Origin of the sequence: Bradyrhizobium sp. NBAIM03 (genome assembly GCF_020194055.1) — a bacterium.
GTDB classification, from domain to species: Bacteria; Pseudomonadota; Alphaproteobacteria; order Rhizobiales; family Xanthobacteraceae; genus Bradyrhizobium; species Bradyrhizobium yuanmingense.
Window position 1 is genome coordinate 450,327 of the sequence record NZ_JADYVS010000001.1, and the last position, 12,777, is coordinate 463,103.

Below are 12,777 nucleotides of genomic sequence, written 5' to 3' on the forward strand. Positions count from 1 at the left end.
CCGCGTTCCGCTACCTGTTCGATCGAGCGCTCAGGCTGCTTTCTTCTGCTCGATCTGCGTTGCCGCAGGAGCGCCGCCCGCGATCGGAATGCGGCGCGGCTTCATGGCTTCCGGAACCTCGCGGACGAGGTCGATGATCAGGAGCCCGTCCTGGAACGAGGCCTGCTTCACCTGGACATAGTCGGCGAGGTTGAACACGCGCCGGAACGGACGCGCGGCGATGCCCTGGTACAAATATTCCCGCGCGGCGGTCTCGGGCTTCCTGCCCTCGATGGTGAGCGCGTTCTGTTCGGCCGTCACGGTGATGTCGCTGACGCCGAAGCCTGCCACCGCAAGGCTGATCCGGTAGTGGTCTTCGCCGGAACGCTCGATGTTGTAGGGGGGATAATTGTCCTCGGTCGCCTGGCGCAGCGTGCTGTCGACGAGGTCGGCCAGGTGGTCGAAGCCGATGGTGGAGCGCCACAGCGGCGCAAAGTCGAAACTGGTCCTCATAACCAAGTCCTCCAAAGAGCAAGATGGATACGAAGGAGCGCAAGGCGGGATTTCAGACGGGTCCGAAAGACCAACCCGGCGCCCGTGCCGGACCCGGTTGGCATCCGACACACCGCTCTCGCGGCGAAAAACGACTTAGAAAACCGCAAACCGGTTTCAAGAGGGGCCAACGGATTTTTTTTCGACCCCCTCGATGGTCCGCCGAGCCCGGACGCTCTCGGCAACGGCAAGGTAAAATAGGGGTAAAATGGGCGGGTCGAGGGTAAGGCCACGTTGCCTCCGCGCATCGGGCCCCGGGCAACGCGCATGACGAACCAGGCGGCAGCACACCGCAGACCAGGGATCCGACCGCCTCCGGCCGGTCGCACGGCCGGCGCGATTGCCCTGCTGGCCGCCGCAACCGCCTTTGCAGCGCAGGCCGACGACATTGCCATCTCGCCTGCCGGGCTAAAGACGCTCGGAACGATCGATGCGCGCTTTCAATCCTACAACATCGAGATGGTGGAGGTGACCGGCGGACGGTTCTGGAAGCCTTATCCGCGAACCGCACGTGCCTTCGACGAACGGGATCGTTACAGCGCGCGGCCGCCGATCGATCTTGCCAATGCGCGACTGCGCCTGCTCGCCGCGGCGTTGTCGCCGGCCTATCTTCGCGTGAGCGGCACCTGGGCCAATGCGACGTTCTTTGCCGAAGCGCCGGGAGCCCCACCGCCGGGATTCAACACGGTGCTCAGCCGAGCGCAGTGGCGCGGCGTCGTGGAGTTCGCGCATGCGGTCGATGCGGAGATCGTCACCTCCTTTGCGATCAGTCCCGGCAGCCGCGATGACCACGGCATATGGAGGCCGGATCAGGCGCAGCAGCTGGTCGACACCACGCGCGCTCTGGGTGGGCGCATCGCCGCCGCCGAATTCATGAACGAGCCGACGCTCGCAGCGACGGGCGGTGCACCGGCGGGCTATGACGCGGCCGCGTATGGCCGCGACTTCAAGGTCTTTCGCGAGTGGATGCGGCGCGCCGCACCGGAGACGCTGATCCTCGGTCCCGGCTCGGTCGGCGATGCACCATCGCCATCCGGAGCGGGGCTCACCACGCGGGACCTGCTTGCCGCATCCGGTCCCGGCGTCGATCGGTTCTCTTATCACCATTACAACACGATCTCACCGCGATGCGGCGGGCACGACGATCCGGCGCAGGCCCTCTCGGAGCAATGGCTGGGCCGCACGGATACGACACTCCGGACCTACCAGGCGCTGCGCGACGCATTCGAGCCGGGCAAGTCGATCTGGCTGACCGAGACGGCTGATGCCGCCTGCGGCGGCGGCTTATGGGACCGGACTTTTCTGGACACGTTCCGCTACCTCGACCAGCTCGGACGCCTGGCGAGGGCCGGCGTCCAGGTGGTGATGCACAACACGCTGGCTGCCAGCGATTACGGCCTGCTCGACGAAACAACGTTCCGGCCGCGGCCGAGCTATTGGGCCGCGCTGCTCTGGCGCCGGCTGATGGGAACGATCGTGCTCGACGCAGGCAAACCTGCTGCGCGCGATCTCCATCTTTACGCGCATTGCCACCCAGCCACGACAGGCGCGGTGTCGCTGCTCGCAATCAACACCTCGCGCGGCACATCGCGCACGCTATCGCTGCCGGATTCCGCCAAGCGGTACACGCTGCACGCAGCGCAGTTGCAGGGTACGATTGTGCAGTTGAACGGCAAGAGGCTCACGCTGACCCCTGAGGGCCAGCTGCCCCGGCTCGAGGCACGCGCAGCACCGCCGGGAGCAGTCAGGCTTGCGCCGACGACCATCACCTTCCTGGTGTTTCCGAACGCTGCAAGTCCGGCTTGCTTGTCCCGACGCTCAGGATCTTAGCGGGCCCCGCGCCGTCTCCGGCGCCAGCAGCGTCGCGACGATCGTGATGACCGACAGCGCGACGATGTAGACCGACACCGCCCAGTACGATCCGGCCCAGGCCAGCAGCGCCGCCGCGATCAGCGGCGAGAAGCCGCCGCTGAGCGCCGCCGCGACGTTGGCGCCGAGCGAGGCGCCGCTGTAGCGCACCTGGGTGCGGAACAGCTCCGGCATGAACGCGGCCTTCGGCCCGAACAGCAGCGCATGGGTGAGCGTCATCGTGACGACGAGCGCAAGCGTGATCAGCGCCGGCTCCCTGGTGTCGAGGAACCAGAACAGCGGAAACGCCAGGCCCACCGAGAAGACGCCGCCGGCCAGATACAGCGCCTTGCGTCCGAAGATGTCGGACAGCCAGCCGGCCAGCGGCAGCGTCGCGAACTCGACGATCGCGGCATAGACCACGGCATCCAGGATCACCTGCCGGGGCAGGCCGAGCCTGGTCGTCGCGTAAACCACCGTGAACACGGTGAGGAGATAAGCGAGCCCGACCTCCGATACCGTGATGCCGATCGCGAGCAGAAAGCTGCGCCAGTCGCGGCGCAGCACTTCGAGGGCCGGCTGCGCCAGCACCTCCTTGCGCTCGACGATCTCCTTGAAGTGAGGCGTCTCGGCGAGCTTGAGCCGCACGATGAAGCCGACGCCGACCAGCAGAATGCTGATCAGGAACGGCACGCGCCAGCCCCAGCTGAGGAAGTCCGCCTCGGGCAGCTTCGTCATCAGGGCGAAGATGCCGGTGGAGGCGGCGACGCCGACGGGGAAGCCGACCTGCACCAGGCTGCCGTAGAAGCCGCGGCGATTGCCGGCGTGCTCGATCACCATCACGACCGCGCCGCTCCACTCGCCCCCGAGCCCGATGCCCTGAACGAAACGGAGGATCACGAGCAGGATCGGGGCCCAGACGCCGATCTGATCGTAGGTCGGCAGGCAGCCGATCAGGAAGGTGCCGAACCCCATCGCGATCATGGTCGCAACCAGCATGGTCTTGCGGCCGAGCCGGTCGCCGTAATGGCCGATGATGGCACCGCCGATCGGCCGCGCGACGAAGCCGACCGCATAGGTCGAGAATGCCGCCAGCGTGCCGACAAAGGGATCGAAGCTCGGGAAGAACAGCTTGTTGAAGACCAGCGCCGCCGCCGTGCCGTAGATCAGGAAATCGTACCACTCGATCGCGGTGCCGAGCGCACTCGCCCACACCACATGCGCCGTCGTCGATCTTTCCGCGGAAGCGGAGACCCCCGTTGCTGTCGTCATGCCCTGCCCCAAAGGATTCCGGACGGCATCATGGCCAAGCCTTGTGACGGCTGCAATCTGTGGAGGTGTTGCCTCCCACAGGATTACGGCGCGGGATTTGTGCGCAGGTCGCGCACCACCCGTCATTGCGAGGAGCCCTTGCGACGAAGCAATCCAGACCGCCTCCGCGGAAAGACTCTGGATTGCTTCGCGGAGCCTGTCATCGGGCCGCGCTTCGCGCGGACCCGGTGGCTCGCAATGACGGGTGTTGAGGCAGGAGCGCTCCTTAAGGGGCATCATCCGGCCATCGTGGAACCGGCCCGACAGCCGTTATTCGCCATTGACAAACTAATTCGCCATTATCTAATTTCCCTCCACAACGACCCTGCCGCACCAAGCGGCCAAAAAGAGAGGAAACGATAATGAGAGGGCTTCTGGCCTGCGCCGTGCTCGCGGCCATGACTTCGGCTGCCATGACCACAGGTGCCAGCGCGCAAGTGTCCGACGACGCGGTGCGGATCGGCGTGCTGACGGATTTGTCGAGCTGGGGCCGCGACAACTCTGGGCCGGGCTCGGTCGAGGCTGCCAAGATGGCCGTGGAGGAATTCGGGCCGACCGTGCTCGGCAAGCCGATCGAGATCATCAGCGCCGACCACCAGATGAAGACCGATGTCGGCGTTCAGATCGTCCGCGGCTGGTTCGACAACGGCAAGGTCGACGCCGTCGTCGACATCCCCAATTCCGGCATCGCCATCGCCGTGCACAACATGGTGCGCGAGCGCGGCAAGGTCGCCCTGCTCTCCGGCCCCGGCGCGAGCTCGCTGACCGACGAGCTGTGCAGCCCGAACACCGTGCACTTCACCTACGACACCTACGCGCTGTCGAAGGTGACGGCCTCCGCCGTGATCCGGGAAGGCGGCAAATCCTGGTACTTCATCACCGCGGATTATGCCTTCGGCCATCAACTCGAGAAGGACGCCACGCGCTTCATCAACGAGATGGGCGGCAAGGTGCTCGGCGGCGTCAAGCATCCGACCAACACCGCCGACTTCTCCTCCTTCGCGCTGCAGGCGCAGAGCTCGAAATCCGATGTGGTCGCCTTCGCCAATGCCGGCCAGGACACCGATAACGCCATCAAGCAGTCCGGCGAGTTCGGCCTGGTCCAGGGCGGTCAGAAGCTGGTCGGCCTCTTGATGTTCGACACCGACGTGCACGCCATCGGCCTGAAGGCCGCGCAGGGCACCTATATGACCACCGCGTCCTACTGGGCCATGGACGAGGCCACCCGCGCCTGGTCGAAAAAGTTCTACGAGCGCACCAAGGTGATGCCGACTATGATCCAGACCGGCGTCTACGGCTCGGTGCTGCACTATCTCAAGGCGATCAAGGCGGCCGGCACCGACGAGTCTGCCAAGGTGATGGCCAAGATGCGCGAGCTGCCGATCGAGGATATCTTCGTCCATGGCGGCAAGTTGCGCGAGGACGGCCGCGTCATCCGCGACATGTATCTCGCCAAGGTGAAGACCCCAGCGCAGTCCAAGGAGCCGTGGGATTATCTGGACATCGTCAAGACCGTGAAGGGCGATGACGCCTTCCGTCCGGTCTCCGAGTCCAAATGTCCGCTCCTGAAGAAGTGAGGCCCGATATGGCTGGCAACGAGCATGGCACCATGGAGACGTACGAGTGCGACGTGCTCGTGGCCGGATCGGGTTGCTCCGGCATGTCGGCCGCGATCACCGCGCGTTATCGCGGGCTCGACGTGCTGATCGTCGAGAAGGAGCAGCGCTTCGGCGGCACCACCGCCCGCTCCGGCGGCTGGCTGTGGATTCCCGGCACGTCGCTGGCAAAGGCATATGGCATCGAGGAGACGCCGGAGCAGGCCCGCACGTATTTGCGGCATGAGGCGGGCAACAATTACGACGCAGCACGCGTCGATGCCTTTCTGAGCGCCGGCCCCGAGGCGGTCGATTTCTTCACCACCAAGACGGCGCTGCGCTTCGACATGCCGCTGGTGTTTCCCGATTATCACGCGGAAGCGCCCGGCGGTGCCCAGGGCGGCCGCTCCATGGTGACGCGCCCGTTCGACGGCCGCGAGCTCGGCATTCTCATCAAATCGCTCGGCATGCCGCTGCCCGAGCTCACCGTGTTCGGCATGATGTTGGGAAGCGGCAAGGAGATCATCCACTTCATGCGGGTGACGAAGTCGCTGACCTCGGCGGTCTATGTCGCGAAGCGCCTGACGCGGCATTTCATGGACGTGCTGCGCTATGGCCGCGGCATGACGCTCACCAACGGCAATGCGCTCGCAGGCCGCCTCGCAAAGTCAGCGCTCGACCTGAAGATTCCGATGTGGCTGTCCTCGCCGGTGCGCGAGCTGACGGTCGAGAACGGCGCCGTGACCGGCGCCATCGTCTCGCGCGAGGGACGCGAGGTGCGCGTTCGTGCACGACAGGGCGTTGTGCTCGCCTGCGGCGGCTTTCCGCATGACGTCGGGCGGCGCAGGAAGATGTTCCCGCATGCGCCGACCGGCGTTGAGCATTATTCGCCCGGGCCTACGGGCAATACCGGCGACGGCTTGCGCCTTGCAGAAGGCGCCGGCGGCCGCATCGAGGACCGCCTGCCGAACGCGGCGGCCTGGGTGCCGGTATCGCTGACCACGCGCAAGGACGGCTCCAAGGGAGTGATGCCGCACTTCATCGATCGCGCCAAGCCCGGCGTGATCGCGGTGATGCGCGACGGCAGGCGTTTCGCCAATGAGGGCAATTCCTATCACGACTTCGTCCAGGCCATGATCAAGGCCGCCAAGCCCGGCGAGGAGATCGCCGCATTTCTCGTCTGCGATCACAAGACGCTGCGGAAATACGGCCTCGGCTGCGTGCCGCCGTTTCCGATGCCGCTGGGTCATCATTTGAAGACCGGCTATCTCATGCGCGGCGACACGTTGGAAGCGCTGGCGGCGAAAGCCGGGATCGATTCCAAGGCGTTCGCCGAGACGGTCAGGCAGTTCAATGAGACGGCGCCGCTGGGACGCGACGCCGCTTTCGGCAAGGGCTCAAAGGCCTATAACCGCTACCAGGGCGATGCGTTGCACGGCCCCAACCCCTGCGTCGCACCGATCGAGAACGGCCCGTTCTACGCCATCAAGATGGTGATCGGCGATCTCGGCACCTATGCCGGCATCGTCACCGACGCGAACGCACGGGCGCTCGATGCCGAGGGCCGCGTGATCCCCGGCCTCTATGCCGCCGGCAACGACATGGCGAGCATCATGGGCGGCAATTATCCGGGCGCCGGCATCACGCTTGGGCCGGCGCTGACCTTCGGCTACATTGCCGGCAGACATCTTGCCGACAGCGCCGCCAAGCGCGACGCGGCGTAGAGCATGATCCGGAAAAGTGTGCAGCGGTTTTCCGAAGAGATCATGCTCAAACAACGACCCAAGCGCATCGGAGGCGCATGAAGAGAGAGAGCCGCGGCATCCAGTCGATCGAGGTCGGCGGCGAATTGCTCCGCGCGCTCGCCCGCAGCGGCGAGCCGATGATGCTGCGCGATCTCGCCCGCGAGGCCGGCATGACACCGGCCAAGGCGCATCCCTATCTCGCCAGCTTCTCCCGCATCGGCCTGATCGAGCAGGACGAGAGCACCGGCCGTTACGAGATCGGCGCGCTGGCGCTGGAGCTCGGCCTGATCAGCCTGCGCCGCCTCTCCGGCGTGCGCATCGCGCGTCCCAAGATCGCGGGCCTCGCGAGCCAGATCGGCCACGCCGTCTCGCTCGCGGTCTGGGGCACGCACGGCCCGACCGTGGTGCAGCTCGAAGAGCCGGCCCAGCCGGTGCATATCGTGATGCGCGTCGGCTCGGTGATGGCGCTGCTGGAGACCGCCACGGGCCGCGCGTTTGCGGCGTTCCTGCCGGAGAAGACGATCAGCGCCGCGCTCGACAGCGGCCTCGACCGTTATGGCGTCGGCTACAACCCGAAGCGCGCCGTGAAGGGGGCGAAGTTCGCCGACATGCTGACCGAGGTGCGCAAGCACGGCCTCGCCCGTGCGCTCGGCGATCCCCTGCCCGGCGTCAACGCGTTCTCCGCGCCGGTGTTCGATCATTTCGGACACGTCGCGCTGGTCATCACCGCGATGGGCCCGGAAGGCACTTTTGACGCCCGCTGGGACAGCCCGATCGCGCATGCGCTGCGCGACTGCGCCGGGGGCATCTCGAAGCGGCTGGGTTACGGGTTGACGGTCGCGGCGGAGTAAGAGGCAGACTGCCTGCCTCACGACGACTGTCATTCCCCGCGAAAGCGGGGAATCCAGTACGCCGCGGCCCATCGATTCAATCACTGCTGCCTCGGAGTACTGGATCGCCCGGTCAAGCCGGGCGATGACAGCGAGAGTGGGGCGACAACGCCCCTACTTCTCCTTCACCGGCACCGTGTAGTTCAGGACCAGCCGGCCGCCGTCGGGATAGATTGTCTGCCCCGTGATATAGGACGCATCGTCGCTGGCAAGGAAGGCTACGACGGAGGCCACCTCGCTCGGCTCGCCGCCACGGCCAGCGGGCGTGCGCGACAGCACGGTCTTGCGCGCGTCCTCGGACGTGTAGATCGCGGAGGCCACCATGTCGGTCAGGATCGTGCCGGGTCCGACCGCGACGACGCGGATGTTGTGCGGAGCGAGCGCGACGGCGGCAACCGAGGTCAGCTGCTTCATGCCGCCCTTCGACATCGCGTAGGTCGCAAGCGAAGGGATCGCCAGCAGCGCGTTCACCGAAGACATGTTGATGACGACCCCGCCGCCGCCTTGCGCGATCATCTGCTTCGCCGCCGCCTGCACGCCGAAGAACGCGCCTTTCAGATTGATGCCGAGGATCTCGTCGAACTCCTCCTCGGTGATGTCGAGAATGTCGCGATTGCGGGCGACGCCGGCATTGTTGACCATGATGTCGAGCCGGCCGAACTCCTTCACCGCGGTCGCGACCAGTTGATCCACGTCCGCGCGCTTGGCGACATTGCCGACGGCAGTGCGCAGGGAATCCGGCCGCCCGAGCTCGGCGGCCGTGGCCGCCAAGCCCTCGGCATCGACGTCGGAGATGACGACCTTGACGCCGTCGTCCAAAAACCTCTTTGCGCAGGCCTTGCCGATGCCGCGCGCCGCGCCGGTGATGGCCGCGACCTTGCCGGATAGTTTCATGGGTTCACTCCTGGACTAAAGCGCGATGAGATGAGGACGAATCGTCATCGCGCTTTGGGTTATTGTTTGAGCATGATCTTATCGGAAAACCGCTGCGCACTTTTCCGGATCATGCTTAGTGACGATCTCACGGACGCATTCACGCAAAGACGCGCGGGCGCAGCCCGGCATGAAACCAGGTGATCATGGAATAGATGTCGTAGACGGGCAATCCGACCTCAGCCTGAAGCGCGGCGGCATAAGGCGGCATGTTGGTGCATTCGAGGACGATGGCGCCGACATCCGGATGCTTGGCAACGAGCTCCTTGCCGGCCTCGACCACGTCGCGCTCGGCTTGTGCGATGTCCATGTCGTCCTTCTCGGCCTTGATCAGGACACGGAAGAACTCCTTGCCATTCTCGGTCCCGACCAGCGGCGTGTCGAGCGGAACGCCGGCACCCTCGAGATGGGCCGGCGTCAAGGTCGAGCCCGACACCGTGACCAGGCCGACGCGCTTGCCCGGCGGCAAGGTCGCCTGCACCCACGGCACCTGCATCAGCGAGGAGGTCGCGACGGGAACGCCGACGGCCGCCGCGATCTCCTTCTGGAACAGCGAGAGGAAGCCGCAATTGGTGGTGATGGCCTCCGCCCCTAGCCGCACCAGATCCTTGGCCGCATCGATGAAGTCGGGCAACAGGCCGGCCGCGCCCTTCAGCACCACCTTTTCCGGCGAGGCGCCGCTCACCACGCGATAGAGCACCGGGAATGGCCAGGTCGTGCCGTTGCCCATGTCGCCGGGAATGCGGGGAAAGCGCGCCTCCAGCATCAGGATGCCGAGCGGCGCGCCGTAGATGGCCTTGCCGCCACGGGCGATGCGGGAGGACGAGCTGGCTGAGGTGGTCATGGTGCGCTCTCAGAGGAAACGATCGGGCGCGAACGGCGCGAGTGGAATCTCCGGCGCCTTGCCGCTCACGAGCTGGGCGACCAGACGGCCGGTGCGGGCCGAGCCGACCAGGCCGACATGGCCGTGGCCGAAAGCATAGACGATGTCGCGCGAGGCGCGCGCATAGCCGATGCAGGGACGTCCGTCCGGCATGCTCGGCCGATGGCCGAACCAGGTCTTGACGCGCGAGGCCGGAATGTCCTTCGGCAGTTTCGGGAACATGCTGACGAGGTGGTTGCGCAGGATCTCGGCGCGCTTCCAGTTCGGCGCGGCCTCGAGGCCGGCGATCTCGACCGTGCCGGCGGCGCGCAGGCCCTTGTTGGTCCAGTTCACCACCAGCTTGGCGTCGGAGGCCATGATCGAGCTGCGCGGGCCGACTTCCGGATTCTCGATCACGACATGATAGCCGCGCTCGGTCTCGAGCGGGAGGGGATCGCCGACCGACGCCGTGAGCTGCTTCGAGCGGGCACCGGCCGCGACCACCGCGGCATCACAGGCGATCTCGCCGGTCTCGGTGACGACAGCGACGAGCTTGCCGCCCTTAAGCTTCAGCCCGGTCGCCTTGGCGCGTACGTGCTTCGCGCCGCTCGCGATCGCATGATCGGCAAGGGCTGCAACATAAGCGCCGGGATCGCGGCAGCGCCCGGCTTCCTCCACCACGACGCCAAAGGTGTAGCGCGGATCCAGATCCGGCTCACGCTGGCGCATCTCGTCGGCATTGAGCTCCATCCATTCGACGCCGACCTTCCTGCGCAGGCGCCAGCCGAGATCATCGTCGAAATTGCCGCGCGAGGTGAATACGTGCATCACGCCGTTGCGCTCGATCAGCTCGGGGACGCCGGCTTCTTCCGCGAGCTTCTTGTGCAGCAGCGGCGCGTCCTTCAACAAATCGCGCAGCGCGAACGCCGTCGTCTCGACCCGCGCCGCGGTCCAGCCGGAGAGCAGATACTTGATCAGCCAGGGCAGCGCCTTCGGCAAGTAAGACCAGCGGATCGCGAGCGGGCCGAGCGGGTCCATCAAATAGCCCGGCACCTTCTTCCAGACGCCCGGCTCTGCCGGCGGGATCACCGAATGCGATGACAGCCAGCCGGCATTGCCGTAGCTCGCCGCCTGTTCGCCGCCGGGCTCGCCGGGATCGATCAGCGTGACGCAGTGGCCCTCGCGCAGCGCCTCGATCGCGCTGATCACGCCGACCGCGCCGGCTCCGATGATGGCGACGTGGCGGCCGTCCGGCATCGCTCTAGGCCTTCACCGCCGGGACAAAATCCTTGCCGACCGAGATCGCCCTGGGATCGATGATGCAGTGGAGGATCGACGGCTTGCCCGAGGCGAGCGCGCGCTCGAACGCCGGTGCGAACTCCTCGGTGCGCTCGACACGCTCGCCATGGCCGCCGAACGCCTTCGCATACATCGCGAAATCTGGGTTCTTGAGCTGGGTGCCGACGACGCGGCCGGGATAGTCGCGCTCCTGGTGCATGCGGATGGTGCCGTATTGCGCATTGTCGATGATGATGACGACCAGGGGCGCGTCGTACTGCACGGCGGTGGCGAACTCCTGGCCGTTCATCAGGAAGCAGCCGTCGCCCGCAAACGCGACCACGACGCGATCCGGGTATTGCCGCTTGGCCAGCACGCCCGCCGGCACGCCATAGCCCATCGAGCCCGAGGTCGGCGCGAGCTGGGCGGCGAAGCTGTGGAAGCGGTGATGGCGATGGATCCAGCCGGCGTAATTGCCGGCGCCGTTGCAGACGATCGCGTCGTTCGGCAGGCGGTCGCGCAGCCAGGTCATCACCTCGCCGTACTGGAACCTGCCCGGCAGCTCGCGCGCCTTCCCGGTCCAGGCCAGATAATCCGCATGCGCCTTGGCGGCCTCGCCCTTCCACGCCACCGCAACTGACGGCTTCAGCGTCTCGACCGCGGCGGCGAAGGCGGACGGCGTCGCCTGGATCGCCAGTTCAGGCTGATAGATGCGGCCGAGCTCTTCGGAGCCCGGATGCACATGGATCAGCTTCTGCTTCGGATTGGGAATGTCGAGCAGCGTATAGGACGATGACGGCATCTCCGACATGCGGCCGCCGATGAGCAGGAGGACGTCGGCATTGTCGATGCGCGCCTTCAGGCCAGGGCTCGGCCCGATGCCGAGGTCGCCGGCATAATGCGAATGGTCGGCGTCGATCAGCGAAGCCCGGCGGAACGAGGTCGCGACCGGCAGGTCGAACCGCTCGGCGAACCGCGCGATGCTCTTGGTCGCCTCGTCGGTCCAGCGCGAGCCGCCGAGAATGACGAGTGGCGCCCTGGCGCCGGCCAGCATGGCGCCGAGCTTTTCGATATCGGCCGGCGCCGGCCAGCTCACGGCGGGCTCGATGCGCATGGCGTCCGCTACCGCCGCCGTCTCGGTCAGCATGTTCTCCGGCAGCGCGATCACCACGGGACCGGGGCGGCCCTGCATGGCGATGCGGAAGGCGCGCGCGACCAGCTCCGGAATGCGGTCGGGGCGATCGATCTCGACCGCCCATTTCGCCATCGAGCCGAACACCGCCTTGTAGTCGAGCTCCTGGAACGCCTCGCGCTCGCGCATGCCGGTGTCGACCTGGCCGACGAACAGGATCATCGGGGTCGAATCCTGCATCGCGATGTGGACGCCGTGGCTGGCATTGGTGGCACCGGGGCCGCGGGTGACGAAGCAGACGCCCGGCCGCCCCGTGAGCTTGCCATAGGCCTCCGCCATCATCGCCGCACCGCCTTCGGCGCGGCAGATCACGACGTCGATCGGGCTGTCATGCAACGCATCGAGCGCCGCCAGATAGCTCTCGCCCGGCACGCAGGTGACGCGCTCGACGCCCTGGGCGACGAGCTGATCAATCAGGATCTGGCCCCCGGTGCGGGTGTTGCGAATGGTCATGTCGGCTCCCTCAAGACTTCGGCGATACGCACGTGTTCGGGAACTGGCCTAAGACAGGCCGAGAGCGTGTGCAAGGTCGAAAGGCTTCTCGCAGCCTGCGCAGGCGTCATGCCCGTCCCTGCCGTTTGCACTACAGGCC

At 66.4% G+C, this 12,777-nt stretch carries 10 protein-coding genes; 4 read left to right on the top strand and 6 right to left on the bottom strand.

Annotation, left to right across the window (positions count from 1 at the left end):
- Positions 1 to 30: 30 nt before the first annotated feature.
- Positions 31 to 492, bottom strand: a complete 462-nt coding sequence (locus I6F21_RS02020) for an Hsp20 family protein (protein WP_225112090.1) — start codon at positions 490 to 492, stop codon at positions 31 to 33.
- A 306-nt stretch (positions 493 to 798) separates the two neighbouring features.
- On the opposite strand from I6F21_RS02020, the gene I6F21_RS02025 reads away from it, so the two are divergent.
- The gene (locus I6F21_RS02025; protein WP_225182739.1) at positions 799 to 2,361 is read left to right on the top strand and encodes a hypothetical protein; all 1,563 of its coding nucleotides are present in this window, start codon (positions 799 to 801) and stop codon (positions 2,359 to 2,361) included.
- Here I6F21_RS02025 and I6F21_RS02030 read toward each other — a convergent pair.
- Positions 2,350 to 3,651 carry an MFS transporter gene (locus I6F21_RS02030; RefSeq protein WP_225112088.1) on the bottom strand — a complete coding sequence of 434 codons (1,302 nt, stop codon included), beginning with the start codon at positions 3,649 to 3,651 and terminating at the stop codon, positions 2,350 to 2,352. The two genes, I6F21_RS02025 and I6F21_RS02030, sit on opposite strands and share 12 nt — an antisense overlap.
- Positions 3,652 to 4,052: 401 nt before the next feature.
- On the opposite strand from I6F21_RS02030, the gene I6F21_RS02035 reads away from it, so the two are divergent.
- The 3 genes from I6F21_RS02035 (at position 4,053) to I6F21_RS02045 (ending at position 7,881) form a co-directional block, all read left to right on the top strand.
- Complete coding sequence (locus I6F21_RS02035; protein ID WP_225182740.1) at positions 4,053 to 5,267, top strand: ABC transporter substrate-binding protein; 1,215 nt, start codon at positions 4,053 to 4,055, stop codon at positions 5,265 to 5,267.
- 8 nt (positions 5,268 to 5,275) lie between these two features.
- Positions 5,276 to 7,009 carry an FAD-dependent oxidoreductase gene (locus I6F21_RS02040; protein WP_225182741.1) on the top strand — a complete coding sequence of 578 codons (1,734 nt, stop codon included), beginning with the start codon at positions 5,276 to 5,278 and terminating at the stop codon, positions 7,007 to 7,009.
- Positions 7,010 to 7,086: 77 nt separating this feature from the next.
- Positions 7,087 to 7,881: an IclR family transcriptional regulator gene (locus tag I6F21_RS02045; protein ID WP_225182742.1), complete on the top strand. Its 795-nt coding sequence runs from the start codon at positions 7,087 to 7,089 to the stop codon at positions 7,879 to 7,881.
- A 153-nt stretch (positions 7,882 to 8,034) separates the two neighbouring features.
- Here the strand turns inward: I6F21_RS02045 and I6F21_RS02050 are convergent, their stop codons facing one another.
- From I6F21_RS02050 to I6F21_RS02065, 4 genes are all read right to left on the bottom strand, one after another.
- A complete protein-coding gene (locus tag I6F21_RS02050; RefSeq protein WP_225182743.1) occupies positions 8,035 to 8,814 on the bottom strand; it encodes an SDR family oxidoreductase in 780 nt (259 codons plus the stop codon).
- A 139-nt stretch (positions 8,815 to 8,953) separates the two neighbouring features.
- The gene (locus I6F21_RS02055; protein WP_036007157.1) at positions 8,954 to 9,697 is read right to left on the bottom strand and encodes an aspartate/glutamate racemase family protein; all 744 of its coding nucleotides are present in this window, start codon (positions 9,695 to 9,697) and stop codon (positions 8,954 to 8,956) included.
- A gap of 9 nt (positions 9,698 to 9,706) precedes the next feature.
- A complete protein-coding gene (locus tag I6F21_RS02060) occupies positions 9,707 to 10,972 on the bottom strand; it encodes an FAD-binding oxidoreductase (RefSeq protein WP_225182744.1) in 1,266 nt (421 codons plus the stop codon).
- Between the two features lie 4 nt (positions 10,973 to 10,976).
- Positions 10,977 to 12,638, bottom strand: a complete 1,662-nt coding sequence (locus tag I6F21_RS02065) for a thiamine pyrophosphate-binding protein (RefSeq protein ID WP_225182745.1) — start codon at positions 12,636 to 12,638, stop codon at positions 10,977 to 10,979.
- Positions 12,639 to 12,777: the final 139 nt, after the last annotated feature.